Here is a 24,966-nt window from a genome sequence, read left to right on the forward strand (position 1 = left end):
TGATCCGTTACAAACCGCGGGAGGAAAGGATGGCACGCGCCTTTTCAAGGTCGGCCGGCGTGTCGACGCCCAGCGGCACCGATGCGACGATTTCGGCATCGATGCGCATGCCCGCTTCGAGTGCCCGCAACTGCTCGAGCGATTCGCGCTTTTCGAGCACGGAAGGGCCGAGCGCCACGAATTTCTCGAGTGCAGTGCGGCGGTAGGCGTAAAGTCCGATGTGATGGTAGAGCGGTCCGTTGCCGTAAGGGGCTGTGGCTCGGGTAAAGTAGAGCGCCTTCAACCGCGTGTCTGAGAGAGGCGAACCGACGATCTTGACCACGTTCGGATTGGTCTTCTCGTGCTCTTCGGTGATTTCGACGGTCAGCGTGGCGATATCCGTCTGCGGACTGTCCAGCAGCGGCTTGAGCGAGGCGCGCACGGCATCGGCGTCCACGGTCGGCAGGTCGCCCTGCACGTTGATCACGAATTCCACCTTGCCATCGGGGTCCGCCTTGGTCAGTGCTTCGAAGATGCGATCGGAACCCGACTGGTGGTCTTCACGGGTCATGACCACCTCGAACCCTGCGGCTTTCACCACATCAAAAACGTCCTGATGATCGACGGCAACGACGATGCGGCCGACATTGGCCTCCTCGGCGCGCTTTGCGACCTGCACGATCATGGGCAGGCCGGCGATGTCTGCGAGCGGCTTGCCGGGAAGGCGCGTCGACGCCATTCGTGCTGGAATGAGGACGAGCGTCCGGTCGAAAGCCGTGTAAGTCATCGTAAAACCTTCCAATCCAGCCTGTGCAGTGGCAAAAAGTCTCAAGCAGAACGAGCGTATCGTGTTGCAAGGCCTCTGCAAAAGACATAGCTTCCAAACAAATTCAAGGTGCCTGCTTTGGGACGGCGGGCCGGTGAGGAGAATTTGCTGATGAATCCCTATGTAAACATGTCGGTAGGCGCATTGCTTGCCACGGTTTTCGTGATGATGTCCGTATCGATCGCGTCGGAGGGGATTTTCCACTCGCCGTCGCCTGAGAAGGAAGGATTTGCAATCGCCGCGCTGGAAGAGCCAGCCGGCGGCGAAGCGGCTGCCGGTGGCGGTGCCGCGGAAGTTGTCCCTGTTGGTCAGCTGATGGCGGGTGCCGATGCCGCTGCCGGCGCAACGGTATTCAAGAAGTGTCAGAGCTGTCACTCCATTGAAAAGGGAGGCCCCAACAAGGTGGGTCCCGATCTATGGGGTGTTGTGAACCGTCCGATCGCCAGCCATGAGGGCTTTTCCTACTCTGCTGCCATGAAGGATTTCTCCAAGGGCGGTGCGGAGACCTGGACGTTCGATCACCTCAACCACTTCCTCGTTGCGCCCAAGGCCTACGTGAAGGGGACAGCGATGGGCTTTGCCGGATTGAAGAACGACAAGGAACGCGGCAACCTGCTTGCTTATATCCGCGAACAGTCTGATAGCCCTGCGCCACTGCCTGAACCCGGCGCTGCACCCGCTCCCGCCCCGACGAACTGATCCCACCCGGCGGCAGACATTCCGATCACGACAGCAGCCAACCCCAGAAGCTTACGGTGATAAGGCCGAACGCTGTCGTGATGCTGATGGTCGAGGCCGCAAGGCTTTGTCCGGACCTGAACCGCTGGGCAATCAGCCAGGCATTGATGCCCGTTGGAACAGACGAGGTCAAAACCAGAGCGGCCGCCCAGTCCCGCGGCAGCCCGATCGCATGGCTTGTGGCGAACACGATCGCCGGCATCAGGGTAAGCTTCAGGACTGCAACGGCCGTGGCGAGATTGATATCGCCACGGATCGGATAACGGGTGAGCGCCATGCCGATTGAAATCAGCGCCACCGGCCCGGCTGAGGCGGCGATCTGGTTGACGACAGGCAGCACGGACGTGGGGATCGAGAAGCCCAGAAGATTGAACGGTATCCCGATCGCGATCGCGATCACGAGCGGATTGCGGACCAGGTTGCTGGCGACCTGCCGCAGAACCACGGAAAGCGTGCGCTTCTGTGTGCCGTCGACCCGCGCAGTTGCCCCCTCCATCAGGATCGAGCCGGCGATCATCATGATCGGCAGATGGATGGCGAGCAGGATCGAGACGGCAAGAAGCCCTTCCTTGCCAACCATGTGATCGATCAACGGCAGGCCGATGAAGATGTTGTTGGCAAACGCACTCGACATGCCCGCGATGACGCCGACCTTGGCATCCCGTGCGAAGAACCGCGTGGCCATCAGATGCCCGGTCGTCCATGTGACGGCAACGGCAATGAAATAGGCGCTCCACAGCCCGAAGGGAGAGACGCCGCCAAAATGGGCGTCCGCAACCGTCCGGAAGATCAGCATCGGAACCGCGATCTTGAAGACGTATTCCCCCAGCGCGTCACCGGTTTCGGCCTTCAAAAGCCCGGTTTTGGCGGCGAGCCAGCCCATCAGGATCAGGATGAAGACGGGCAGCACATTGGCGAAGACTGACGACACGGAGGCGGCTTTCGGAGGAGACTGTTATCTGCGTCTAGCGCAGATCTGGCTGAACGACAAATGCGTCGGGCGCAAACCCGTTGCAGGCGAAAGCCGAAAACAGAAAAGCGGGGCTTGATCCCCGCTTCCTTCCCCGGTCCAGCCAGGGGTGTCCAAACGCTTCGTCGCCAGTTCATCCGTGGTCGACATCAGCAATCGGATGATCGTTATCTAGCGGCTCACCATGACGGGAGAATGACAGCTGCGGATTTTTGGAGCCTTAGTGCCGACAGCGTTTTTTGCTTCCCATCACGGCTAAAGGCGAATACCCGTTCTCTCATCCATTCATTCGAAAGAGGATCAGAGCCGGATGCCGAAATTCGACGTGCTAACCATCGGCAATGCCATCGTGGACATCCTCGCGCGCTGCGACGATCAATTCCTCGGCGACAACGCGATCATCAAGGGTGCGATGAACCTGATCAATGCCGAGCGCGCCGAACTTCTCTACTCGAAGATGGGTCCTGCGGTCGAAGCCTCAGGCGGTTCCGCCGGCAACACAGCGGCCGGCGTTGCCAGTCTCGGCGGCAGGGCTGCCTACTTCGGCAAGGTCGCCAACGATCAGCTCGGCACCATTTTCCAGCATGATATCCGTGCCCAGGGTGTCCACTACGAAACAAAGCCTGACGGTGTTCATCCACCGACCGCCCGTTCGATGATTTTCGTGACGCCGGATGGCGAGCGTTCGATGAACACCTATCTCGGCGCCTGCGTCGAACTCGGTCCTGAACATGTCGAGGAAGACGTGGTGGCCGAATCGAAGGTGACCTATTTCGAAGGTTACTTGTGGGATCCGCCGCGCGCCAAGGATGCGATCCGCGAAGCAGCCCGCATCGCCCATGCGCATGGTCGTGAAGTCTCGATGACGCTGTCGGATCCGTTCTGCGTCGGTCGCTACCGCGAGGAATTCCTGGAGCTGATGAAATCCGGCACCGTGGATATCGTCTTTGCCAACAAGCAGGAACTTCTGTCGCTCTACGAGACGGACGATTTCGAGCTCGCCCTCGGCAAGATCGCTCACGATTGCAAGCTGGCGGCTATCACGCTGAGCGAGGAAGGTGCGGTTCTCGTGCGTGGCAAGGAACGGATCGCGATCCCGGCCTATGCCATCGAGGAACTCGTCGATACGACCGGTGCCGGCGATCTGTTCGCCGCCGGCTTTCTCTACGGCTATACCGCAGATCGTTCGCTTGAGGATTGCGGCAAGCTTGGCTGCCTGGTCGCGGCCATCGTCATTCAGCAGATCGGGCCGCGGCCGATGGTCTCGCTCGCGCAGGCGGCGAAGGAAAGAGGCCTTATTTAAAGGCCTCTCCCGGGTAAGCGCCCCAGATTTCCGCCTGGGCGATCCAGCCCTCTGCACCATTCGCTTCTGCATGGCACCAGTCGCCATTGCATTCGCTGATCTTGATCATCACGCCGGGCTCGAGCTTTGCAGTGAGGCCGGCGGATTGCTGCGGTTCGTTGCGCATGTTGACATAGATGTCCTTGCCCTTGCCGCGCATCCACGGCGCTGCAACGGCCGTGCGCTCGCCTGATAGCAGGGCCTGGTTGACCCAGCCCTCCGTGCCCTCGGCATCGCGAACACGGCGCCAGTTGTCGTATTCCTGGATGATTTCCATCGGGGTTCCCGACTTCATGTACATCCATGACACCGCATAATCCGTGCTCGGACCGATGCGGATGTTCACCTTTCTCGATTTCAGGCTGACGAAACGGGGAAGCGGCAGACCGCTTGCGCCCTTGGCAACGCCCTGTGCAAGTGCGCCGTCGGCGCCGGAAAGGCAGGTGAGGAGCCCGATCGAGGCTGCAAGGAAGGATGTAAAGAATGTTCTGCGCATGAATCTCATTCCGGCTGAAATTCCACAAGCGTTCCTGTCCATGCGAGGTTTTGTTTGTCTTCGCCGACGGGTCTGTTAAGAAAACGCCCTGGATGCCTCCGACTATTGCGCACCTTGGTTAAGGACGTCCTAATGGCAGCTGATTGCAATGCGGCTTTGAAACCATGACAGCGAAGAAAAAACCCCAGGTTTACATCACTCGCAAACTTCCGGACGCCGTTGAAACGCGCATGCGCGAGCTTTTCGACGCAGAGCTCAATATCGACGATTGTCCCCGTTCGCGCGAAGAGCTTATCGCTGCTATGAAGACCGCCGATGTGCTGGTGCCGACGGTTACCGATAGGATCGACGCAGGGCTGATCGCGGAAGCAGGCCCGCAGCTGAAGCTGATCGCCAGTTTTTCCAACGGTACCGATCATATCGATGTGGATGCGGCCGCGAAGAAAGGAATCACGGTCACCAACACGCCGAACGTCCTGACCGAAGACACGGCCGACATGACCTTGGCGCTGATTCTTGCCGTCAACCGACGCCTGGCGGAAGGATCGCGGATCCTCACCGACAAGCCCGGAGACTGGGAAGGCTGGAGCCCGACCTGGATGCTCGGCCGGCGGATCTGGGGCAAGCGTATCGGCATCGTCGGCATGGGCCGCATCGGCAGTGCCGTGGCGCGCCGGGCCAAGGCCTTCGGCCTCGCCATCCATTATCACAATCGCAAACCGGTCAGTCCAGCCACCGAGGAAGAGCTGGAGGCGACCTATTGGGACAGCCTCGATCAGATGCTTGCGCGCGTCGATATCGTCTCGATCAACTGCCCGTCGACGCCGGCGACCTTCCACCTTCTCTCGGCCCGCCGGCTGGCCTTGCTGCAGCCCGGTTCGATCATCGTCAACACCGCCCGCGGCGATATCATCGACGAGGCAGCGATGGTGCAGCTACTGCGTGACGGAAAAATTGCCGGCGCAGGGCTCGACGTCTATCAGAACGAACCGGCCGTCAATCCGAAGCTGGTCAAGCTTGCGCGCGAAGGGCGTGTGGTTCTGCTGCCGCATATGGGCTCGGCAACGATCGAAGGTCGCATCGACATGGGCGACAAGGTGATCATCAATATCCGCACGTATTTCGATGGCCATCGCCCACCGAACCGGGTTCTGCCCGGCCGGAACTAGGTTGTCTGCGAAAGCCGCTTCCGCATCTCGATCGATGTCGTTCTGGCATAGCCCGCATGGGCATTCTCGGCCGTCTTCACGAAGCCCCACCTCGCGAAGGTCGTGTGATTGCCGGTAAGCTCGATGCGGGTCTCCAGCCTGAGCGCAGGCAGGCCGTGTTGCCGCGCGATATCCTCCGCCACCGAGAGCAGCCGCCGGCCGAGACCTCGGTTCTGGAACGCAGGCGATATCGCCAGCTTGCCCACATAGAGACATCCGGGTTCAGGCTTCAGAAACACGCAACCTGCAAGCTGTCCCTCTTCCACCGCGACGAACGCAATTTCGTCTCGCGCCTTTTGCGCGAGCGAGGCGGGCGTCAGCCGGTGAGCTGAGGAGGGCGGATCGATCACGCCGTCCATGTAGGCGAAGGATGACAGGATGAGCGTCAGCAGGTCTTCCCAGCCGGTGAAACTCTCGTCGATGCGAACGATCTCAGTCATTCGGTAGCCGTCCGTGTCGCACGGCGCTTGTACTTGATCACATCGAACCGGGTTGCCAGCGCATCGTAGAGCAACAGGCGTCTAACCAGCGGCTCGCCGATCCCTGTCACCAACTTGATCGCTTCCATCGCCATCAGCGTCCCGATCACGCCGGTGAGCGCACCGACGACGCCAGTCTCCGCGCAGGCGGGGATAAGGCCTTCCGGCGGCTGCTCGGGAAAGAGGTCGCGGTAGGTGGGGTTGAGCTCTCCGTCCTCGCCGGCCTCGTAAGGTTTCAGCACCGTCACCGATCCGTCGAAGCGCCCGACCGCACCCGTCACCAAGGGGATGCGGGCCGCTTCCGCCGCGTCCGCTGCTGCATAGCGCGTGTCGAAATTGTCCGAGCCGTCGATCAGCAGGCGGAAACGGGAGAGATGCATCTGAGCCCAGTCGGCGGAGAAGCGCTCCTCGAAATCCATCACCCGCGTATTCGGGTTCAACCGGGCGATCGCCTCTCGGGCACTCCGTGTCTTCATCTCGCCGATCGTGCCGGTATCGTGGATCACCTGTCGCTGCAGGTTGGAGAGCGAAACGCGGTCGTCGTCGACGATGCCGATCGTGCCAACGCCGGCCGCTGCGAGATATTCGAGAATGGGCGCCCCAAGACCGCCCGCACCGATCACCAGCACACGTGCGCTCTTGAGCTTCTGCTGGCCCTGACCGCCGATCTCCGGCAGCAGGATATGGCGGCGATAGCGCTCGATTTCATCTGGGCGGAGCGTGTCCGAATTCTGGTTTTCCATCATGGGATCATAGCACCGCAGAAATCGAGTGTAAGCAGGTTCAGCGGGTTATGCCGCCATGGGAAACTGTCAGGAACTGCGCCCGATCGGCAAGCGCTGTAAACATGTGGCGATCGGTGCCGGTCATGAAGGCTTGCCCGCCCAGTCCATGCACGAGATCGAACAATGTAGCGCGCCGTCCCTCGTCCAGATGTGCTGCAATCTCGTCCAGAAGCAGGATTGGCGCATGGCCGGTCATATCCGCCGTCAGGCGGGCATGGGCAAGCACGAGCCCGATCAGCAGGGCTTTCTGCTCCCCGGTCGAGCAGCGCGAAGCCTCAATGTCCTTCTCGCGGTGACGAACGGTTAGGTCGACACGGTGCGGACCATCCAGTGTTCGTCCCGCTGCAGCGTCGCGGCCACGCCCTGACGCGAGCATGGCGAGATATTCATCTTCGAGGTCCGCCGCGGGCCGATCCATGGCACCGTCCAGAAACCCTTCCAGCGAAAGCTCTGGCGTTGGAAACGGCGTGTCGCCGAGATTGGCAGACAGCGTCTTCAGCAGTCCCAGCATCTCGTGCCGGGCCGCCGCCATGGATATGCCGAGACCCGCCATCTGCGCCTCGATTGCGGAAAGCCACGCAGGGTCGAACCGTCCTTCGGACAGCAACCGGTTGCGGCTGCGCATGGCACGTTCGAAATCGCCCGCCCGCCGGCCGTGACCTGCATCGAGCGAGAGAACCAGTCGGTCGAGAAAGCGGCGGCGGTCGGCCGAGGGGCCGGTGAACAGGCCGTCCATCGCCGGCGTCAGCCACAGGGCACGAAGATGGTCGGAAAGTTCCTCCGTCGATTTTGCCGGCGTGCCGTTGATGCGGAGCTTACGGCTGACACCGTCGCCGTCATTCGCTTCGATGCCGGTGCCGATCGAAACCTCGCCTTCCATCCCGTCCACATCCGCAAAGACGCTGAAGCCTGCGGCAGCACCGACGCGCGTCACATCGCTCAGCACGGCGCGGCGCAGGCCACGGCCGGGAGACAGGAAGGACACGGCTTCGAGAAGGTTGGTCTTGCCTGCACCATTCTCGCCGGTCAGGACGACATGCCGGCCGTCGAGTTCGAGCGAAGCCTGGGTGTAATTGCGGAAGTCGGTCAGCTTCAGCCGGGAAAGGAAAGTCTTTTGCGCCATCTTGTATCGCGTTGTTTCCACGTAGGAGCTAAGGACTTCGCGCCAAGAAGGCAAGCGCAGGTCTGTAACTGACATCACCCTTAGCGAGTTGCAGGCCGTGCCCGCCGTTTTCTTCCCGTTCCAAACGCTGTAGTCTCGGAGAAAGCCTCAGCCGGAAGGATCCGGCGAATGCCCGAAATCGAGTGCGAGTGAATAGTGTGACCGATGACGATAGAATTTTGAAGCTGGAGGAATTGGCGGCGCATCAGGCCAAGGTCATCGAGGAATTGTCCGACCAGCTTGCCGAACAGTGGAAGGTCGTCGAGCAGACCCGCTCGAAGCTCGACCGGCTGACCGTACGCTTTCTGTCCCTCGAGGAAACCTCGCTGGAAGCACCGGCCAACACCAGGCCGCCACACTACTGACCGTCACGCGGCGGCGCGGGCAAAGCGCCTCAGGGCCACATATTCCCAGATTGCGACGGCCAGAAGCGAACCCGTCGCAAGCATCTGGATGTGAACGGTTGTCAGGCTCGCAACAAGCAGAAAGCAGGCAACAAGGACGGCAATGCCGGCACAATGCGACCATGGCACATGCTTTGTCGAATGCGTCTTTACCCAGATCATGCCGCTTAAGAACAGGATCGGACCGCCTAGAAGCGCGAAAGCCTGAGCAAGCGTTGCATGCTCGTGCGCATGCGACAGGGCGAAGTCTTCACCGACTGCGGTAAGGATGATGCCAGCGATAATCGGCAGATGACCGTAGGTGAAAAGATGATTCGCGGTCGCCTGTGGCTCTGAACTTTCTTCCGCCTTGTCGGCTGCCTTTTCCTGCCCGTCATGGAAGTAGATCCACCACATCAGCACGGTCGAAAGGAAGGCTACAAACAGCACGATTGGCGTCAAGCTGCTTTCCAGATGACTGGACGCATTCTTGCCCGTGGTGAGGATCGTTTCCCCAAGTGCGATGATGACGAACAGCGCGCAGCGTTCGGCCATATGCTCGCCGTTGATGTCAAGCGTTTCCGCAGGCGCGGCACCTAGCCCAGGCACCCGGTAACGTAGGATCGGTGCGATATATTCGATCGCCAGCGCAGCGATCCAGAAGTACACCCGGAGGGACTGTTCACTGAGGCCGCCGGCGATCCACAAAGCGCTTGAAACCGAAAGCCAGACGGTAATCCGCTGGAAGGTGACATAGGAGGCCCGATCGGCGCGTCGGAAGGCGTAGAGCGCAAACAGCGATCGAATGATCTGCATGGCCGAATAGGCGAGCGCGAAGGTCAGGCCCATGTCCTGAAACGCCCTCGGCAGGGCAATTGCCAGAATGACGCCGAGAAACATCAGGCCGAACAGCAGGATCCGCACCGGCTCTATTTCGGCATCGAGAAGATTGGTGACCCAGGTCGTGTGGATCCAGACCCACCAGAGCGCGAAGATGAAAATCAGCGCTTCGGCGGCGATCCCGAGCGAGAAATCCGCGGCCAGCGTTTCCGACAACTGGATGAAGGCGAAGACGAAGACCAGGTCGAAGAACAGTTCCGGGAAGTTGGCCTTGGTCGCCTGCTTGTCGTCTTTGCGAAGCCAGTAGTGTTTACCGTCCGTCATGTCTGGTCTCGATTGTTTCAGTCCCGCAACTACAGAGCGGGCTTGTTCAGCTCTATAATAATGGCCGGGCAGATTGCGGTGTCTATAAGGGTTTTAACGAAGAAAAACGCCGGCGCAGGGCCGGCGTTTTGCAATCTTCGTCTTTGCGACAGCCATCAGGTGTCGAAGAATTCCTTCATCCGGGCAAAGAAGCCCGTCGATTCCGGATTGTTCTCCTTGGACGAGATGTCCTCGAACTCCTGCAGCAGCTCGCGCTGACGCTTGGTCAGCTTCTGCGGAGTCTCGATCTGGATCTGGATGTAGAGGTCACCCGTCTGTGAAGATCGCAACACCGGCATTCCCTTGCCCTTGAGGCGGAACTGCTTGCCGGCCTGTGTGCCCTCAGGAACGGTCACACGTGACTTCGATCCATCCAGCGTCCCGACATCGAACGTGCCGCCAAGCGCTGCCGTCGTCATGGAGATCGGCACGGCGCAGTAGAGATCGGCGCCATCACGCTGGAAGAACTCGTGCGGTCGGACCGACAGGAAGATGTAGAGATCCCCGGTTGGGCCACCGCGCGCACCGGCTTCGCCTTCGCCCTGCAGGCGAATGCGCGTGCCGTCTTCGATGCCCGATGGAATGTTTACCGACAGCGAACGCTCTTCGGTGACGCGACCCTGGCCGTGGCACTTGGTGCACGGATCGGTGATGGTCTGTCCGCGGCCATGACAGGTCGGGCAGGTCCGCTCAACCGAGAAGAAGCCCTGGGATGCACGGACGCGCCCGGACCCTTGGCAGGTGCCGCAGGTCTTCGGCTGGGTGCCAGGCTTGGCGCCCGAACCCGAACAGACGTCACAGGTGATCGAGGACGGAACCCGGATCTGCGCCGTCTTGCCGGCATAGGCCTCGTCGAGGGTGATCTCCATATTGTAGCGAAGATCGGCGCCACGTTCGCGACCGCCGGAGGACCGGCGCGCACGGCCGCCGCCCATCATGTCGCCGAAAATGTCTTCGAAAATGTCGGAGAAGCCACCTGCTCCCGCGCCGCCGGAGAAGCCGCCACCGCCGCCGCCCATGCCACCCTGTTCGAAGGCAGCATGACCGAAGCGATCATAGGCCGCGCGCTTCTGGGGATCCTTCAGCGTCTCGTAAGCTTCGCCGATCTCCTTGAATTTCTTCTCAGCTTCCGCATCGCCGGGGTTCTTGTCGGGATGGTATTTCATCGCAAGCTTACGGAAGGCGCTTTTCAGCTCCTTCTCGTCAGCGGATTTGCCGACACCCAGCGTTTCGTAAAAATCTGCTTTAGCCATAAGCGGTAACCGGCTCCAGAAAGGGTTCCGGCTGCACGATGGCAGCCGGATATCTTAGTCGACTATCTAGCGGTATCCGTCAACGGAACCAGACTTAGGCCGACTTCTTGTCGTCCTTGATTTCCTCGTAGTCGGCATCGACGACACCGTCGTCCTTGCCGGCTTCGGCAGCGCCACCGTCAGCCTGCTGTGCCTCATAGATGGCCTGACCAAGCTTCATGGAAGTTTCCATGAGGGTCTGGGTCTTCGCCTGGATGTCATCTGCATCAGGCTCGGGAGCCTCGACAGAAGCCTTGAGCGCGGCAATGGCATCCTCGATCGCCTTGCGGTCGGTCTCGGTTACCTTGTCGCCATATTCAGCCAGCGACTTCTCGCTGGAGTGAATGAGGCTTTCGGCCTGGTTCTTGGCTTCCACACCGGCACGACGCTTCTTGTCGGTTTCGGCGTTCGCTTCGGCGTCCTTGACCATCTTCTCGATGTCGGCGTCGGACAGACCACCAGATGCCTGGATGCGGATCTGCTGTTCCTTGCCGGTACCCTTGTCCTTGGCCGAAACCTGTACAATGCCGTTGGCGTCGATGTCGAACGTGACTTCGATCTGCGGCATGCCGCGCGGAGCCGGCGGCAGACCGACGAGGTCGAACTGACCAAGCAGCTTGTTGTCCTGCGCCATTTCACGCTCGCCCTGCGAAACGCGGATCGTCACGGCCGACTGGTTATCGTCGGCGGTCGAGAAGGTCTGCGACTTCTTCGTCGGGATCGTCGTGTTGCGGTCGATCAGGCGGGTAAAGACGCCACCGAGCGTTTCGATGCCGAGCGACAGCGGGGTCACGTCGAGAAGGAGAACGTCCTTGACGTCGCCCTGCAGAACGCCGCCCTGGATCGCGGCGCCCATGGCAACCACTTCATCCGGGTTGACGCCCTTGTGCGGCTCCTTGCCGAACAGCTGCTTGACGACTTCCTGTACCTTCGGCATGCGGCTCATGCCGCCGACCAGAACGACTTCGTCGATTTCAGCGGCAGTCACGCCGGCATCCTTCAAGGCTGCCTTGCACGGTGCGACAGTGCGCTGGACGAGATCGTCGACCAGGCTTTCGAACTTCGAGCGGGTCAGCTTCAAGGTCAGGTGCTTCGGACCGGAAGCATCGGCCGTGATGAACGGCAGGTTGATTTCGGTCTGCTGCGACGACGACAGTTCGATCTTTGCCTTCTCGGATGCTTCCTTGAGGCGCTGCAGAGCGAGCTTGTCGTTCTTCAGGTCGATGCCGTTTTCCTTCTTGAACTCGTTTGCGAGATATTCGACGAGACGCATGTCGAAGTCTTCACCACCGAGGAAGGTGTCACCGTTGGTCGACTTCACTTCGAAGACGCCATCGCCGATTTCGAGAACCGAGATATCGAACGTGCCGCCGCCCAAGTCGTAAACGGCAATCGTCTTGCCTTCCTTCTTGTCGAGGCCGTAGGCAAGTGCTGCAGCCGTCGGCTCGTTGATAATGCGCAGAACTTCAAGACCCGAAATGCGGCCGGCATCCTTGGTTGCCTGGCGCTGGGCATCGTTGAAGTATGCGGGAACCGTGATGACGGCCTGCGTGACCTTCTCGCCGAGATAGGCTTCTGCGGTTTCCTTCATCTTCTGAAGGATCATCGCGGAGATCTGGGCAGGAGAGTAGGCCTTGTCCTGAGCCTTCACCCAAGCGTCGCCGTTGTCGCCCTTGACGATATCAAAGGGTACGAGGCCCTTGTCCTTCTCAACGGTCGGGTCTTCGTAGCGGCGGCCGATAAGGCGCTTCACTGCGAAGAGCGTATTGGTTGGGTTGGTTACAGCCTGGCGCTTGGCCGGCTGACCGACGAGACGTTCGCCGTCGTCAGAAAATGCGACCATGGACGGCGTCGTGCGCGCGCCTTCCGCATTCTCGATGACTTTGGAATCCTTGCCGTCCATGATGGCGACGCAGGAGTTGGTAGTGCCAAGGTCGATGCCAATTACTTTTGCCATATCTTCTCTCTCCTTTAAGCGAACTGTCGGAACCCCGTGAAAGGCATTCCTTTGACAGTTCCTCGACTGGGAATTTTCGCAGCACCGGCTGCTGTCATGCGGGGTATATAAGGACGGGTTTTTCGGACTGCAAGGCGGGAATTCGCCTGCATTCACGCAAAAAAATGCAATTTTCCTTCTGTCTTTCTAACGGGCTACTGGCCCATGAGGATATCGTACAGCGTCGTGCGACGCGTTTCCTGCGGCTGGTAGACTTGTCCGACGTCCGAAGGCGGCATCGGACGGCCGCCGACATCGCCGGGCGGCACCGGTGCCTGGCTATCGTAAGGGGCACGATATTCGCGGTAATCTCTGTATTCTCCGGGTTGCGCCCGGTTGGCAGAACCGCCTTCGCGATACTGTCGCGGCGGCGGTCTGTTGTCATAAACCGTCCCGGTGTTGCAGACCGCGTTGTCACCATAGGCGCAATCGGGCTGGCCCGGGGGGGCAGGCTGGACTTGCTGGCGCGTCGCGGGCGGAGGCCTGCGTGCCGGCTGTTCGAGAGAGGCTTCTCCACGAGGTGCCGCCTGCTGGACCGGCGCACGCGGAGCTGGCGGAAAATTATCCGGCGCTGGTGCTTCCCGCTGATCGCTCGCTCCCGGTATAATGCCGGAAATGATGTCGCCAATCGATGTCGATGGCGATTGTTCTTCCTCGACGGGCGGTGGCAGCTGAAGGCCGCTGTTGAAACCGAACAGTGGCGTCGGGGTATAGCCCTTCATTGCCACCGTCATGTATTCCTTCCAGGCTTTTGCCGGCAGGCCGCCACCCGTCACCTTTTTCATGAAGGCGCCGTCGTCGTTGCCGAACCAGATCCCTGTCGTCATGATGCTGGTATAACCGACGAACAGCGCATCGCGGAACGACTGGGTCGTCCCGGACTTGCCGGCAACCTGCCAGCCATCGAGGCGCGCGGCCCGGCCGGTGCCGTCACGGACGACGCCCGACATCATGCTGTTCATGGCAGCGGCAACCGGCGCGCTGAGAACACGCGGCGGGTTGGTGTAGTCGGCCTCATAGAGAACCTTGCCGTCCGTATCCGCGATCCGCTTCACGATATAAGGTGTCGCCTTGTAGCCGCCGTTCATGAAGGCCGCATAGGATGAGGTGAGTTCCGTCAGCGAGACTTCCGATGTCCCGAGCGCGATCGAGGCGTTCGGCTGGATGTCGGAATCGACGCCGAGCCGATGCGCCATCGACACGACCTTTTCAGGCCCCACCGCCATCACCAGTTGGGCGGCGACGGTGTTGAGCGAATGGGCCATCGCATAGGAAAGCGGAACCGGCCCCTTGTATTCCTTTTCGTAATTCTCCGGCGTCCAGTTGCCGATGCGGACAGGCGCGTCGTTGACGATCGTGTCCGGATTGTAGCCCGCTTCGAGAGCCGAGGCATAGACGAACGGCTTGAACGCCGAGCCCGGCTGGCGCTTGGCCTTGACGGCCCGGTTGAACTGGCTTTGGGCGTAATCGCGGCCGCCCACCATTGCGCGGATGGCGCCGGTCGCATCGACGGAAACAAGCGCCGCCTGCGAGGCGTTCAGCTTGCCGCCTTCCTTGTTGAGCACGTCTTTCAAAGCCTTTTCGGCGGCTTCCTCAAGACGCAGATCGACGGTGGTCTCGACGACGACATCGACCTTCGGCTCCCCGATCAGACGCTTGACCTCATCGACCACCATGTCTGCGGCGTAGTGCTGGGCGCCGTTCCAGGAGCTCTTGGCGTTGGAAGGCGGCTGCGCCATCGCGGTCTTGAGGTCGCTGTCAGTGATGTAGCCTTCTTCCCGCATCGTCCCGAGAACGACCTGTGCCCGCTCTTCGGCCGCTTTCGGATCTCTGGCAGGCGAAAGCCGCGAGGGTGCCTTCAAGAGACCCGCAAGCGTTGCCGCCTCGCCGAGGTTGACGTCCCGTGCCGACTTGTTGAAGTAGCGACGCGAAGCGGCCTCGACACCATAGGCGTTCGCGCCGAAGTACACCCGGTTGAGGTACATCGCCAGGATCTGGTCCTTGGTGAATTTCGTCTCCAGCCAGAAGGACAAGAGCACTTCCTGGATCTTGCGCTCGAACGTGCGATCCGGGGAGAGGAACAGGTTCTTGGCAAGCTGCTGGGTGATCGTCGAACCGCCCTGGATCGGCTGGCCTGTCAGGTTGTTGACGAAGGCGCGCGCCAGACCCAGCGGATCGACGCCGAAATGGGAATAGAAGCGCCGGTCCTCGATCGACATGACGGCCTGGGGCAGGTAGGGCGACATGTCTTCCAGCGCCAGCGCCTCGCCACCAGTCGTGCCGCGGTTGGCGATGACCGACCCATCGGTCGCGGTGATCTTCATGTTTGGCGGACGGTCTGGAATGGTCCAGCTGCTGGCAGACGGCATCTGCGCGCCGTAGTAGAGAACAAGTCCACCGATGCCGATCGCTGCCCAGATCGACAGGACGACGCACCAGTAAACCAGTCGTTTCAGGGGCGCGAAGAAGCCACCATTGTCGCCACCGCGATTTGACGATGCCTTGCGCGAAGACCTGTCGCGGTCGTTGGACGGGTCGGACTGCTTGCGTTTCTTGCGGGGCGGGAGATCGTCGTAGTCGTCTTCGGCCTTCTGCGCACGCCGGGTGGAGCGTCCATTGCCAATGATGCGGTCGTCCGCGTCGAGACGGAAGTCATCTTTGTCCTGCGATCCGCCAAAAGACGGTTCGACGCGTTTGTCCGATTTTCTGGCTGCCATGATGAGCCGGCATATCCCCGTTACGCGCATCCTGAATGCGCTGTTCTCACAAATTGTCGCCCGAGTTATCTCGCTGCAGTGTAAATGCGGCGATTTAAGGAGATGTAAAATCCGATCGGACGCTATTTAATATGAGTGCCGCCTAAAAAAGGCTGGATTTCTACGTAAAACAGTTGCTTTCTATATACGGTAATTTGCCTGTCGGATCGGTTTGAGTTCCACCTTGGAGGAGGGGAGTGCATGAACAGGATCGTTGAGGCTGTGGTCATCAATGGCGACCGGCGTGTTCCGGTCGGTCTCGTTAGCGTCAAGCAGGCGCTCGAGATGCCACATAACGGTGTCTTTTCCAGCGGCATGTTTGAATTCAGTCATCCGGCCTATGAGGCTGGAAAGACCGATGTGTTTCTGACGCGAGAGGCGCTGTCGAAGTTGCAGCTCATGTAGAAGCTCGGTGGCCTTGCCCGCAAACCCGCTACGGCGGCGCTGCATGCCCAGTCGCGTCTTGCGGACGGAACTTCATTCCGGCCCGTGGATTGTCTTCAAAAGGAGATGACCATGGCGAGAAAACCACTCAATGTCGGCTTCACCGGTGATATCGACCCTGAAACGGGCGTCGTTGAAAAAGCAAAATCCACAGCCGCGAAGGTGAAGGACGAAGCGGGAATGGTCGCAGCGCACGCTGTGGATCACCCGGCCGCTACTGCATCCGTTGCCGCATCCATCGGCGTGGCGGCATTTCTACTCGGTTATCTGCTGGGCGTTTCGTCCCGGCCCCACGACAGGCGACGCTGGCTTTGACCCGCGATCCGCGTCCAGCGCTAGCCCTGCCCGATGAGCGGATCGGAACAATCATTGGTTATAGCCGTTTCCTCTACACCTACCCTGAGACAAAGGAGGCATTCATGCCGAATCGTGACCCATTGCCAACTCCCGGCGTCGAGACTCCCCGTGGTCCCGTGGGGACTGGCGGAGTGCCCGACCGCACGCAGGAAAAGCCGCCGCTGACCCCGACGCAGGATCCGGGGGATACGAAAAACCCGCAGGATCCCACATTGGAGCCGGCTCTGATGCCGACGGGAGACCCGGCAGGCGCTGCCTGATTCGTGGTCCGAAGAAATTGATGATCTACGCCGTCCGGTGACAAGCGCGCCGGGCGGCGGGGCTCGCGATAAGGGTGTGGCTATTGTCAATAACCCCCTAAATTGTACCCGTGCGATCTTGTTATTGCTATTCAATTAGTCAGATCTCACACTGCCGGCTGCATCCACTCGTTTCCTTCTCTGAGGTTTGGAGGCTGCAAGCGGATAAGTCTTTTAGCCTGATCGCGGCTCCCAGGGGTATGGGGAGGAGCCTCGCCATTCGCACGTGAGGGGCAAATGCCAAGTCAGCTTATCCGCAAGCCGGTCAGTTCCGGCCAGCTCAACCTATTGCAGCAAGTCTTCGACGAGACCTGCTCCGAGCACCACATCGATAAAAGCAGTCCAGATGCAGAAGCACTGGCGCTCATTCTCGTCAACTCGCTTCAAAAGGGCGCCGACGAAAAAGAGAAACTGGCTGCATTGGCGGAAACTCTCGCCAAGGCGCGGTAGATTCCGGGTCGAACAGACATTCGGGCCATTCAAGGAACATATCCTGTCTTCGAAAGTTGACCGTGCTCTCGATCAACAACAGACAGGAGGCCAAAATGGCAGAATCCGTAAAGAGCCTGAAGCCAACCGAATCCCAGTCGCCATCCTTCGATCATGTGCCGAGCGAAAATTCGGCATTCAATTCCGAGATCGCCAGCCTCAAGTCCGAGATCGCCAATTTGCGTGATCTGTTGGCAGAAAAAGGCAGCGTTGCTTATGACCGCGTTGCAAGCCGCGCGTCCGATGCCGCAAGCTACGTTTCGGAAGAAGCAAATTCCGTGGCCGCCACTGTCCGCGAGCATCCTGCAGCAACCACGACCCTGATCACCCTGATTGGCGGTATCGGCTTTGCGATCGGCTATCTCGTCGCCAACGCGTCCGTCGACAGCAAGCAGGCCTGGTATCAGCGTTACATCAACGACCGCTTCTAAGAATACCTTATCCGTCTAGCCGGCCGAACTATCCGTTCGGCTGGCGCAGTCGATCCAGATGGTCTTGGTGAGTTCTGCAAGTCGGTCCGGATCTATCTTGATCGCAGCATTCGTTGCTCCAGCCGCGGGCACGACCTCAGGGTAATCCTTTAGCGAAAGGTCGCAATAGACCTGGAGCTCAGTCGCAAGACCAAACGGGCACACCCCTCCGATCGGATGGCCAGTTGCCGCCATGACCTCATCGCTGGCCAGCATCCGCGGTTTGGCGCTGAAGACCGACCTGAACTTCTTATTGTCGATGCGACTGTTTCCCGACATTACGACCAACAGCATGACGTCGCCCGCTCGCAGGCAGATTGTCTTCGCGATCTGGTCAGGATCGACGCCATGCGCGAGTGCTGCAAGCGGAACGGTCGCCGAACTCTGTTCGGTCTCGATGATCTCGATGTCAGGCGCGTGGGTCGCGAAAAAGCTGCGTACGGATTCAAGGCTCATGGGCGCAGCATGACGGAAGCGCATCCAGCGGGCAAGTCTCGCGAGGCATGCGATTCTTGCAATGCTGCGGTGCGAAATTACGTCTGTTTTTTGTGCGTTTCCGCTGTATGTTTAAATCATCGACGGACGCACTCCTCCTCCCAGCGTCCCCGATGGGGCCGGCAACACTCCTCCTCCCAGTTGTTGGCCAGTTTCAGAAGCCCGACGCACCTCCTCCCGCGTCGGGCTTTTCTGTTTTCTGAGGGGCTGGAGCGATGAGATATCTTAAGCGCCTGAAGCTCTCGAAAAGGCCCGCAACTCCAAGAACTTGCGTCGATGTAGCGGATGCAGGGCACCACGATCGCGTCTGGATCGATCGATTTGCGCCCGGTCCTGCAGGCTTGACGCCAAAACGGCCAGACCTTAAATCCTCTGCATCGATATTTGTTTGACAAGCCAGCACGTGGCTAAACTGCCCCGCCTGCGACGATCTTTCTTCAAATACGAAACACAAACGCCCCGGGAAATTCCGAACGGGGCAGTCGGTCATTTGCAAGAGAAAGGCATCGTTATGGCGACTGGTACTGTAAAATGGTTCAACGCAACCAAGGGCTACGGCTTCATCACCCCTGACGACGGTGGCAAGGACGTTTTCGTTCACGTCACCGCAGTCGAGCGCGCAGGCCTCGGCCAGCTGCAGGACGGTCAGAAGATCGGCTTCGAACTGACGACCGACCGCCGTTCCGGCAAGGAATCTGCTGACAGCCTCCGCGCCGTCTAAGATACCCGTTTCATTTATTTATAAAGGCCGGTCATCGACCGGCCTTTTTGCGTTCCGACGATGCCTTTCGAGCAAGGCACAGCGCGCTGTTAACCAAATATTAACCAATTGGCGAGACGATGAACATTAGAGCCAATGTCGTCGACGGCGGCTGTTTCGCATTGCATGCCCATAAGAGTGACCACGGATGTACTGGCACTTGTGATTGGGATCAGAAAGGTCGGGCTAGCCCGACCTTTTTCGTTTCGTATGAGTTGGACGTGTATCGGCAAAGGCGCTGTCTGCTGCGCCCCGCCGATGCCCTTACTTTGCGAGGGCCGTGATGATCCGGACCCAGGACCTGATCCCCTTGTGGTAGGACTTCAGGTCATACTTCTCGTTCGGCGAGTGGATCCGGTCGTCATTGAGTCCGAAGCCGACCAGCAGACTATCCATTCCGAGCATCTTCTGGAAATCGCCAACGATCGGAATGGAGCCGCCCATGCCGATGATGACGGCTGGATTTGCCCATTCGTCCGAAAGTGCACTCTTGGCCTTGGTCAAGGCCGGTGAGTCGTAGGAAAGCTGGATCGCAGGCGAGCCACCATGCGGGTGGAACTCGACGTTGCAGTCCGCCGGGATCTTGGATGTCCCATAGGCGCGGAACGCGTCGCGGATCTTGTCGGGGTCCTGCGTGCCGACGAGGCGGAACGAGATCTTTGCCGAAGCCTTGGCCGCAATGACGGTCTTGAAGCCGTCGCCAGTGTAACCGCCCCAGATCCCGTTGACCTCGCAGGTCGGTCGGGCCCAGGTCATTTCCAGAACCGAACGGCCCTTTTCGCCGGCCGGCTCTGAGAGCCCGATTTCGCCGAGGAACTTTTCGGCCGAGCGACCAAGCGTCTCCCAGCTTGCCTTGATGTTTTCAGGCGTTTCCTCGACGCCGTCGTAGAAACCCTCAAGGGTGATGCGGCCTGTGTCGTCGCGAAGGCCGGCGATGATGCCGGTGAGAATGTGGATCGGGTTTGCGGCAGCACCGCCGTAAAGGCCGGAATGCAGGTCGCGGTCGGCAGCGGTGACAGTGATCTCTTCGCCGACCAGTCCGCGAAGGGCGGCAGCGATTGCCGGTGTGTCAGTGTCCCACATGCCCGTATCGCAGACCAGGGCGAAGTCGGCCTTGAGCTCTTCGGCATTTGCTTCGAGGAAAGGCTTCAGCGACGGCGAACCGGATTCTTCCTCGCCCTCAAACAGGATGGTGATGCGGATCGGCAGCGCGCCATGCACGTCCTTGTAGGCGCGGCAGGCTTCGACGAAGGTCAGCAACTGGCCCTTGTCGTCGGATGTCCCGCGTCCGGTCATGATCTTGCGGCCACCCGGGAGCTCCTTCAGCTTCGGATCGAAAGGATCATGTTCCCAGAGCTCGATCGGATCGACCGGCTGCACGTCGTAGTGACCGTAGAACAGAACGTGCGGCGCATCCGGCGTTGCTCCCGCGTGATGACCGACCACCATCGGATGACCGGGGGTGTCGCGCAAGGATGCTTCAAAGCCCAGCGTCGTTAATTCCTGGACAAGCCACTCAGCAGCTTTGCGGCAATCGTCCTTGAAGGCCGGATCAGTCGAAATCGACTTGATGCGCACGAGATCGAACATCCGATCGATGCTGGCGCTGAGGTTCTGATCGGCACGGTCAAGAACGGGGGAAAGTTCGGTCATAACAATATCCTGTGTGTGGATGCTCGGCGCCGCTGTAGACGTGGCTTGCGACGCTCGTTCCGGAAACTAGCAAGCCTTTATGTCACCGTACAATGGAAAAGGCTGATTGGTGCAGGACAACTAGCGGGCAGTAACGTCGACTGCAACCTTGCACTGACAAGTCTCTGGCGCCCCCTAGAGCTTGCGGGCGTTCTCCAGAATCATCCGCATGTATTCGATCATCAGATCACGCTCGAACCGCTTGAACCCGGAAAACAGGGCCGCGTCGGCTTCCGCGGCCGCCTCCACCGCACGGGCCTCCAGGCTGCGGCCAAGCGCCGTCAGGGTAATGATCTTTGCCCGCTTGTCGTCAGGATGGGGGATGCGCTCGATGAGACCGTCGCGCTGCATCCGCGCGAGCGTATTGGCGACCGTCGCCTGCTCCACCTCGAGCTTGTCCAGGAGTTGCTTCTGGGTAAGGCCATCCTGCTGCCAGAGTTCCAGGAGAACGGGAAACTGGCCCGGGGAAAAGCCGAGGCTGCTTGAGCGCTGTTGCAGGGATCGCGCAAAACCCTTCGCAAGCTGGTTGGCGAGATAGGTTGCGGAATGAGAGCGATCGAATGCCATGGCTTCGGTATCTTGCTTCCCGGTTGAAAGTCCAAACAGACCTTGCCCGGAAGGATATATCGCACGCCGTGCTTTCGCCAACCCTGCAACGCTTCGCTAGATGCTGTGAGCCGCAAACAAAAACCGCCACGACCGGGAGGGGAGCGGTCGTGGCGGCATGATAGAAGAACAAAGGCCCGGAGAGGGGGGTGAGCCTTTGTCCGGTCTGACGCGGCAGGGGGCAAGCCGGGTGCCAGACTGCGGCGTGATCAATCGCCGGTAAGCTTGAAATGTGCGGCGGAATGCGGCTTTTCAAGGGATTGGTCTATTACAAATCGGTAACGTTGCGGTGAGCGTTCGGTGGCGCTGCCGGCGAACTTTTCGTGGACGCCGAAGATGCCTCGGGGTATTCCATCCCCATGAAAAAAGGCGATCATCTCTTCCTCATCGACGGCTCCGGTTTCATCTTCCGGGCGTTTCATGCATTGCCCCCGCTCACCCGCAAATCAGACGGGCTGCCGGTGGGCGCCGTGTCGGGGTTCTGCAACATGTTGTGGAAGCTTCTGACCGATGCGCGCGATACGTCTGTCGGCGTCACGCCGACGCATTTCGCCGTCATTTTCGACTATTCCTCGAAGACCTTCCGCAAGGAGATCTACGATGCGTACAAGGCCAACCGGTCCGCGCCGCCGGAAGAGCTCGTTCCGCAGTTCGGTCTGATCCGCCAGGCGACCCGCGCCTTCAACCTCCCCTGCATCGAGACGGAGGGGTTCGAGGCGGATGACATCATTGCCACCTATGCCCGCCAGGCCGAAGCGACGGGCGCCGACGTCACCATCGTGTCCTCCGACAAGGACCTGATGCAGCTGGTGACGCCGATGGTCCACATGTACGACAGCATGAAGGACAAGCAGATCAGCGTGCCCGACGTCGTCGAAAAGTGGGGCGTAGCGCCTGAAAAGATGATCGATCTCCAGGCTTTGGTCGGCGATTCGGTCGACAACGTGCCGGGTATTCCGGGCATCGGGCCGAAGACGGCAGCGCAGCTTTTGGAAGAGTTCGGCGATCTCGAAACGCTTCTTTCCCGCGCCGGAGAGATCAAGCAGGTCAAGCGCCGCGAAAGCATCATCGCCTTTGCCGAGCAGGCGCGCCTGTCGAGGCGACTGGTGGAGCTGCGCACCGATGTTCCCCTGGAGCTCGAACTCGATGCGCTGGTTCTCGAACCCCAGAACGGACCAAAGCTGATCGGCTTCCTCAAGGCCATGAACTTCGGAACGTTGACGCGAAGGGTTGCCACAGCCTGCGACTGCAACGCCGATGAAATAGAAGCGGCGGAGGTCGAGGTCGAATGGGGCGATGCCGCCCGCGGTCCAGACCTCGATGCGGGCGAGGCGGCGAAGGCCGACACGGGAGAGATTGCAGCCGCGGCGCCCGCCGAGCGAGCGGTTTCGACCCCTACAAAGGTAACCGGCGAAGCGACGCCAGTCTCCTTTGCCGAAGCTCGTATCGCTGCATTCGGGCAGGCGAAGCTCGATATGGAAAACTACGTGACGATCCGCGATGTGGAAGTGCTGGATGACTGGATCCGGGCGGCGCGCGAGACCGGTTTCGTCGCCTTCGACACGGAGACGAACTCGCTCGACCCGATGCAGGCCGAACTGGTCGGCTTCTCGCTGGCGATCGCCGACAATACCGACAGCCCGTCCGGTCTCGAAGTCCGCGCCGCCTATGTCCCGCTTACCCACAAGACCGGTGTCGGCGATCTCCTAGGCGGCGGTCTGGCCGAAAACCAGATGGCCAGCCGCGAAGCGCTGGATCGCCTGAAGCCGCTGCTGGAAGATCCGACCGTCCTCAAGGTCGCGCAGAACCTCAAGTTCGATTACCTCGTCATGAAGCGGCACGGCATAACCGTCCAGGCCCATGACGATACGATGCTGATGTCCTACGTGCTGGAGGCCGGAAAGGCCAACCACGGCATGGACGCATTGTCCGAACGCTGGCTCAATCATAAGCCGATCGCTTTCAAGGATGTTGCCGGTTCCGGCAAGAGCGGGGTGACGTTCGATTACGTCGATATCGAGAAGGCGACTGCCTATGCGGCCGAGGACGCGGATGTCACGCTGCGTCTCTGGATGGTGTTGAAGCCGCAGCTCGCCGCAGCGGGCCTGACGCGCGTCTACGAACGGCTCGAACGACCGCTGGTCTCTGTTCTCGCCGATATGGAAGAACGCGGCATCACGATCGATCGGCAAATCCTGTCGCGCCTTTCCGGCGAGCTTGCGCAGAAGGCGGCGGCCTTCGAAGACGAGATCTATGCGCTCGCCGGCGAGAAATTCACCATCGGCTCTCCCAAGCAGCTCGGCGATATCCTGTTCGGCAAGATGGGCCTGCCCGGCGGCGCCAAGACCAAGACCGGCCAGTGGTCAACCTCGGCAAGCGTGCTGGAGGATCTGGCGGCAACCGGTCATGATCTGCCCCGCAAGATCGTCGACTGGCGCCAGCTGACAAAGCTGAAATCCACCTACACGGATGCGCTTCCAGGCTACGTCCATCCGCAGACCAAGCGCGTTCACACGTCCTATTCGCTGGCATCGACCACGACCGGGCGTCTTTCCTCGTCGGAACCCAATCTTCAGAACATCCCGGTCCGCAATGCCGAAGGCCGCAAGATCCGCACCGCATTCATCGCGACCCCCGGCCACAAGCTTCTCTCCGCGGATTACAGCCAGATCGAGCTGCGCGTCCTCGCCCACGTCGCCGACATTCCGCAGCTGCGTCAGGCCTTCGCGGATGGCATCGACATTCACTCGATGACCGCATCGGAAATGTTCGGCGTTCCCGTCGAGGGCATGTCGAGTGAGGTCCGTCGCCGCGCAAAGGCGATCAACTTCGGCATCATCTACGGAATTTCCGCTTTTGGTCTTGCCAACCAGCTGTCTATCGATCGCTCGGAAGCAGGCGATTACATCAAGCGGTATTTCGAGCGCTTTCCCGGTATCAAGGACTACATGGAGCAGACGAAGGCCTTTGCCCGTGAGCATGGCTATGTGGAAACGATCTTCGGCCGTCGCTCCCATTATCCCGATATCAAGTCGTCCAACCCGTCGATGCGCGCCTTCAATGAACGCGCTGCCATCAACGCCCCGATCCAGGGGTCGGCCGCTGATGTCATCCGCCGTGCGATGATCGGGATGGAGCCTGCCCTGAAGAAGGCCGGTCTCGACGAAAAGGTCCGCATGCTGCTGCAGGTGCATGACGAACTGATCTTCGAAGTCGAGGATGCGGCGATCGAAGAAGCGATCCCGCTGATCGTATCGACTATGGAAGAGGCGACAATGCCGGCTGTCTCGATGCGGGTGCCGCTGAAGGTGGACGCGCGCGCCGCCGCGAACTGGGACGAGGCGCACTGATCTGGCTTGATCAGCCGTTGGGGTAAAGGGACAGAAGAGCTGTCGATAGCAGCTCGTCGGCGTATCGGTGCGCCGACTGGCTGCCTTCATCCGTCATGCCCAGTTCACGACAGCGGTGGTGGACGGTGTCGAGGATCAGGCTGGCAATGCCCTTGGCATGATCAACATTCGCGTTTTCGGAGGTATCCAACGCCATGGCGAGCGAGGTGATGGACACGATCTCGAGCACGGTCATCCGGGCTTCCAGATTGAGCCTTGCAGTTCCCGCAGCCTCCCCGTCGTCTAAGTCATCAAGCCTTCGCGTTTGGTCCATGCTGCGCCTCTTATGTTAGAAAGTCCACATAGAGGCAAAATCGAGACTGTAAAGTGCCCGTCGTGAAGATAGTCGC

General features: G+C 60.1%; 26 protein-coding genes. 11 read left to right on the forward strand and 15 right to left on the reverse strand.

What is annotated here, in order from left to right:
* Nucleotides 1-7: 7 nt before the first annotated feature.
* Nucleotides 8-766, reverse strand: a complete 759-nt coding sequence (locus tag G6K99_RS00445; RefSeq protein WP_174195411.1) for a 3-deoxy-manno-octulosonate cytidylyltransferase — start codon at nt 764-766, stop codon at nt 8-10.
* Between the two features lie 150 nt (nt 767-916).
* Between G6K99_RS00445 and G6K99_RS00450 the strand changes: the two genes are divergently transcribed.
* Nucleotides 917-1,504 carry a cytochrome c family protein gene (locus G6K99_RS00450; RefSeq protein WP_062454190.1) on the forward strand — a complete coding sequence of 196 codons (588 nt, stop codon included), beginning with the start codon at nt 917-919 and terminating at the stop codon, nt 1,502-1,504.
* A 25-nt stretch (nt 1,505-1,529) separates the two neighbouring features.
* Here G6K99_RS00450 and G6K99_RS00455 read toward each other — a convergent pair whose 3' ends face one another.
* Nucleotides 1,530-2,474: an AEC family transporter gene (locus G6K99_RS00455; RefSeq protein ID WP_062454189.1), complete on the reverse strand. Its 945-nt coding sequence runs from the start codon at nt 2,472-2,474 to the stop codon at nt 1,530-1,532.
* Nucleotides 2,475-2,823: 349 nt separating this feature from the next.
* Here G6K99_RS00455 and G6K99_RS00460 point away from each other — a divergent pair, with 349 nt between their 5' ends.
* Complete coding sequence (locus G6K99_RS00460) at nt 2,824-3,816, forward strand: adenosine kinase (RefSeq protein ID WP_062578597.1); 993 nt, start codon at nt 2,824-2,826, stop codon at nt 3,814-3,816.
* On the opposite strand, the gene G6K99_RS00465 is transcribed toward G6K99_RS00460, so the two are convergent.
* Nucleotides 3,809-4,351, reverse strand: coding sequence for an SH3 domain-containing protein (locus G6K99_RS00465; RefSeq protein WP_062454187.1), 543 nt, complete (start codon nt 4,349-4,351; stop codon nt 3,809-3,811). The genes G6K99_RS00460 and G6K99_RS00465 overlap by 8 nt on opposite strands.
* A 164-nt stretch (nt 4,352-4,515) precedes the next feature.
* On the opposite strand from G6K99_RS00465, the gene G6K99_RS00470 reads away from it, so the two are divergent.
* A complete protein-coding gene (locus G6K99_RS00470; RefSeq protein WP_092663971.1) occupies nt 4,516-5,520 on the forward strand; it encodes a D-glycerate dehydrogenase in 1,005 nt (334 codons plus the stop codon).
* Here the strand turns inward: G6K99_RS00470 and G6K99_RS00475 are convergent.
* Genes G6K99_RS00475 through recF form a run of 3 tightly spaced genes read right to left on the reverse strand, consistent with a single transcriptional unit; the run spans nt 5,517 to nt 7,946 of the window.
* Nucleotides 5,517-5,999 (reverse strand): GNAT family N-acetyltransferase, encoded by a 483-nt coding sequence (locus G6K99_RS00475; RefSeq protein ID WP_174195412.1) that lies wholly within the window; start codon nt 5,997-5,999, stop codon nt 5,517-5,519. The genes G6K99_RS00470 and G6K99_RS00475 overlap by 4 nt on opposite strands.
* Complete coding sequence (gene moeB / locus G6K99_RS00480; protein WP_174195413.1) at nt 5,996-6,784, reverse strand: molybdopterin-synthase adenylyltransferase MoeB; 789 nt, start codon at nt 6,782-6,784, stop codon at nt 5,996-5,998. Before moeB ends, G6K99_RS00475 begins: the two co-directional genes overlap by 4 nt.
* A 37-nt stretch (nt 6,785-6,821) precedes the next feature.
* Nucleotides 6,822-7,946 (reverse strand): DNA replication/repair protein RecF, encoded by a 1,125-nt coding sequence (gene recF / locus G6K99_RS00485; RefSeq protein ID WP_174195414.1) that lies wholly within the window; start codon nt 7,944-7,946, stop codon nt 6,822-6,824.
* A gap of 197 nt (nt 7,947-8,143) precedes the next feature.
* On the opposite strand from recF, the gene G6K99_RS00490 reads away from it, so the two are divergent.
* Nucleotides 8,144-8,350, forward strand: a complete 207-nt coding sequence (locus tag G6K99_RS00490; protein ID WP_062454183.1) for a SlyX family protein — start codon at nt 8,144-8,146, stop codon at nt 8,348-8,350.
* Between the two features lie 3 nt (nt 8,351-8,353).
* Here G6K99_RS00490 and G6K99_RS00495 read toward each other — a convergent pair whose 3' ends face one another.
* The 4 genes from G6K99_RS00495 to G6K99_RS00510 form a co-directional block, all read right to left on the reverse strand.
* Nucleotides 8,354-9,532 (reverse strand): low temperature requirement protein A, encoded by a 1,179-nt coding sequence (locus tag G6K99_RS00495; RefSeq protein WP_174195415.1) that lies wholly within the window; start codon nt 9,530-9,532, stop codon nt 8,354-8,356.
* 155 nt (nt 9,533-9,687) lie between these two features.
* The gene (gene dnaJ, locus G6K99_RS00500; protein ID WP_062454181.1) at nt 9,688-10,824 is read right to left on the reverse strand and encodes a molecular chaperone DnaJ; all 1,137 of its coding nucleotides are present in this window, start codon (nt 10,822-10,824) and stop codon (nt 9,688-9,690) included.
* A gap of 94 nt (nt 10,825-10,918) precedes the next feature.
* Nucleotides 10,919-12,820 carry a molecular chaperone DnaK gene (gene dnaK, locus G6K99_RS00505; RefSeq protein ID WP_062578609.1) on the reverse strand — a complete coding sequence of 634 codons (1,902 nt, stop codon included), beginning with the start codon at nt 12,818-12,820 and terminating at the stop codon, nt 10,919-10,921.
* Between the two features lie 194 nt (nt 12,821-13,014).
* Nucleotides 13,015-15,576: a transglycosylase domain-containing protein gene (locus G6K99_RS00510; protein ID WP_174195416.1), complete on the reverse strand. Its 2,562-nt coding sequence runs from the start codon at nt 15,574-15,576 to the stop codon at nt 13,015-13,017.
* A 240-nt stretch (nt 15,577-15,816) separates the two neighbouring features.
* Between G6K99_RS00510 and G6K99_RS00515 the strand changes: the two genes are divergently transcribed.
* The 5 genes from G6K99_RS00515 (at nt 15,817) to G6K99_RS00535 (ending at nt 17,635) form a co-directional block, all read left to right on the forward strand.
* Nucleotides 15,817-16,020, forward strand: a complete 204-nt coding sequence (locus G6K99_RS00515; protein ID WP_062454178.1) for a hypothetical protein — start codon at nt 15,817-15,819, stop codon at nt 16,018-16,020.
* A 111-nt stretch (nt 16,021-16,131) separates the two neighbouring features.
* A complete protein-coding gene (locus G6K99_RS00520; protein ID WP_174195417.1) occupies nt 16,132-16,374 on the forward strand; it encodes a hypothetical protein in 243 nt (80 codons plus the stop codon).
* Nucleotides 16,375-16,478: 104 nt separating this feature from the next.
* On the forward strand, nt 16,479-16,676 hold the full coding sequence (locus G6K99_RS00525) for a hypothetical protein (RefSeq protein ID WP_062454176.1): 198 nt from the start codon (nt 16,479-16,481) through the stop codon (nt 16,674-16,676).
* Nucleotides 16,677-16,952: 276 nt separating this feature from the next.
* On the forward strand, nt 16,953-17,165 hold the full coding sequence (locus G6K99_RS00530; RefSeq protein ID WP_062454175.1) for a hypothetical protein: 213 nt from the start codon (nt 16,953-16,955) through the stop codon (nt 17,163-17,165).
* Nucleotides 17,166-17,260: 95 nt separating this feature from the next.
* Nucleotides 17,261-17,635: a hypothetical protein gene (locus tag G6K99_RS00535; RefSeq protein WP_139283901.1), complete on the forward strand. Its 375-nt coding sequence runs from the start codon at nt 17,261-17,263 to the stop codon at nt 17,633-17,635.
* Nucleotides 17,636-17,650: 15 nt separating this feature from the next.
* Here G6K99_RS00535 and G6K99_RS00540 read toward each other — a convergent pair whose 3' ends face one another.
* A complete protein-coding gene (locus G6K99_RS00540) occupies nt 17,651-18,130 on the reverse strand; it encodes a YbaK/EbsC family protein (protein ID WP_174195418.1) in 480 nt (159 codons plus the stop codon).
* A gap of 550 nt (nt 18,131-18,680) precedes the next feature.
* Here G6K99_RS00540 and G6K99_RS00545 point away from each other — a divergent pair.
* Nucleotides 18,681-18,890 carry a cold-shock protein gene (locus G6K99_RS00545; RefSeq protein WP_062454173.1) on the forward strand — a complete coding sequence of 70 codons (210 nt, stop codon included), beginning with the start codon at nt 18,681-18,683 and terminating at the stop codon, nt 18,888-18,890.
* Nucleotides 18,891-19,193: 303 nt separating this feature from the next.
* On the opposite strand, the gene G6K99_RS00550 is transcribed toward G6K99_RS00545, so the two are convergent.
* The 3 genes from G6K99_RS00550 to G6K99_RS00560 form a co-directional block, all read right to left on the reverse strand.
* On the reverse strand, nt 19,194-20,582 hold the full coding sequence (locus G6K99_RS00550; RefSeq protein WP_174195419.1) for a dipeptidase: 1,389 nt from the start codon (nt 20,580-20,582) through the stop codon (nt 19,194-19,196).
* Nucleotides 20,583-20,756: 174 nt separating this feature from the next.
* Nucleotides 20,757-21,188 (reverse strand): MarR family winged helix-turn-helix transcriptional regulator, encoded by a 432-nt coding sequence (locus G6K99_RS00555; protein WP_062454171.1) that lies wholly within the window; start codon nt 21,186-21,188, stop codon nt 20,757-20,759.
* 248 nt (nt 21,189-21,436) lie between these two features.
* Nucleotides 21,437-21,649: a hypothetical protein gene (locus tag G6K99_RS00560; protein ID WP_162238110.1), complete on the reverse strand. Its 213-nt coding sequence runs from the start codon at nt 21,647-21,649 to the stop codon at nt 21,437-21,439.
* On the opposite strand from G6K99_RS00560, the gene polA reads away from it, so the two are divergent.
* Nucleotides 21,587-24,577, forward strand: a complete 2,991-nt coding sequence (gene polA, locus G6K99_RS00565) for a DNA polymerase I (RefSeq protein ID WP_174195420.1) — start codon at nt 21,587-21,589, stop codon at nt 24,575-24,577. The genes G6K99_RS00560 and polA overlap by 63 nt on opposite strands.
* A gap of 10 nt (nt 24,578-24,587) precedes the next feature.
* Here the strand turns inward: polA and G6K99_RS00570 are convergent, their stop codons facing one another.
* Nucleotides 24,588-24,890, reverse strand: coding sequence for a hypothetical protein (locus tag G6K99_RS00570; RefSeq protein ID WP_192078048.1), 303 nt, complete (start codon nt 24,888-24,890; stop codon nt 24,588-24,590).
* Nucleotides 24,891-24,966 lie beyond the last annotated feature (76 nt).

Source organism: Neorhizobium sp. AL 9.2.2, assembly GCF_013317225.1.
GTDB classification, from domain to species: domain Bacteria; phylum Pseudomonadota; class Alphaproteobacteria; order Rhizobiales; family Rhizobiaceae; genus Neorhizobium; species Neorhizobium soli.

Bases quoted from the DNA above. Each gene is read 5' to 3' on its own strand.
- G6K99_RS00550 (WP_174195419.1), bottom strand. From the start codon at position 20,582: ATGACCGAACTTTCCCCCGTTCTTGACCGTGCCGATCAGAACCTCAGC.
- G6K99_RS00555 (WP_062454171.1), bottom strand. From the start codon at position 21,188: ATGGCATTCGATCGCTCTCATTCCGCAACCTATCTCGCCAACCAGCTT.
- dnaK (WP_062578609.1), bottom strand. From the start codon at position 12,820: ATGGCAAAAGTAATTGGCATCGACCTTGGCACTACCAACTCCTGCGTC.
- G6K99_RS00520 (WP_174195417.1), top strand. From the start codon at position 16,132: ATGGCGAGAAAACCACTCAATGTCGGCTTCACCGGTGATATCGACCCT.
- G6K99_RS00445 (WP_174195411.1), bottom strand. From the start codon at position 766: ATGACTTACACGGCTTTCGACCGGACGCTCGTCCTCATTCCAGCACGA.
- G6K99_RS00560 (WP_162238110.1), bottom strand. From the start codon at position 21,649: ATGAAACGCCCGGAAGATGAAACCGGAGCCGTCGATGAGGAAGAGATG.
- moeB (WP_174195413.1), bottom strand. From the start codon at position 6,784: ATGATGGAAAACCAGAATTCGGACACGCTCCGCCCAGATGAAATCGAG.
- G6K99_RS00460 (WP_062578597.1), top strand. From the start codon at position 2,824: ATGCCGAAATTCGACGTGCTAACCATCGGCAATGCCATCGTGGACATC.
- G6K99_RS00450 (WP_062454190.1), top strand. From the start codon at position 917: ATGAATCCCTATGTAAACATGTCGGTAGGCGCATTGCTTGCCACGGTT.
- G6K99_RS00470 (WP_092663971.1), top strand. From the start codon at position 4,516: ATGACAGCGAAGAAAAAACCCCAGGTTTACATCACTCGCAAACTTCCG.
- G6K99_RS00570 (WP_192078048.1), bottom strand. From the start codon at position 24,890: ATGGACCAAACGCGAAGGCTTGATGACTTAGACGACGGGGAGGCTGCG.
- G6K99_RS00525 (WP_062454176.1), top strand. From the start codon at position 16,479: ATGCCGAATCGTGACCCATTGCCAACTCCCGGCGTCGAGACTCCCCGT.
- G6K99_RS00545 (WP_062454173.1), top strand. From the start codon at position 18,681: ATGGCGACTGGTACTGTAAAATGGTTCAACGCAACCAAGGGCTACGGC.
- G6K99_RS00510 (WP_174195416.1), bottom strand. From the start codon at position 15,576: ATGGCAGCCAGAAAATCGGACAAACGCGTCGAACCGTCTTTTGGCGGA.
- recF (WP_174195414.1), bottom strand. From the start codon at position 7,946: ATGGCGCAAAAGACTTTCCTTTCCCGGCTGAAGCTGACCGACTTCCGC.
- G6K99_RS00475 (WP_174195412.1), bottom strand. From the start codon at position 5,999: ATGACTGAGATCGTTCGCATCGACGAGAGTTTCACCGGCTGGGAAGAC.
- G6K99_RS00535 (WP_139283901.1), top strand. From the start codon at position 17,261: ATGGCAGAATCCGTAAAGAGCCTGAAGCCAACCGAATCCCAGTCGCCA.
- dnaJ (WP_062454181.1), bottom strand. From the start codon at position 10,824: ATGGCTAAAGCAGATTTTTACGAAACGCTGGGTGTCGGCAAATCCGCT.
- G6K99_RS00540 (WP_174195418.1), bottom strand. From the start codon at position 18,130: ATGAGCCTTGAATCCGTACGCAGCTTTTTCGCGACCCACGCGCCTGAC.
- G6K99_RS00515 (WP_062454178.1), top strand. From the start codon at position 15,817: ATGAACAGGATCGTTGAGGCTGTGGTCATCAATGGCGACCGGCGTGTT.
- G6K99_RS00465 (WP_062454187.1), bottom strand. From the start codon at position 4,351: ATGCGCAGAACATTCTTTACATCCTTCCTTGCAGCCTCGATCGGGCTC.
- G6K99_RS00495 (WP_174195415.1), bottom strand. From the start codon at position 9,532: ATGACGGACGGTAAACACTACTGGCTTCGCAAAGACGACAAGCAGGCG.
- polA (WP_174195420.1), top strand. From the start codon at position 21,587: ATGAAAAAAGGCGATCATCTCTTCCTCATCGACGGCTCCGGTTTCATC.
- G6K99_RS00530 (WP_062454175.1), top strand. From the start codon at position 16,953: ATGCCAAGTCAGCTTATCCGCAAGCCGGTCAGTTCCGGCCAGCTCAAC.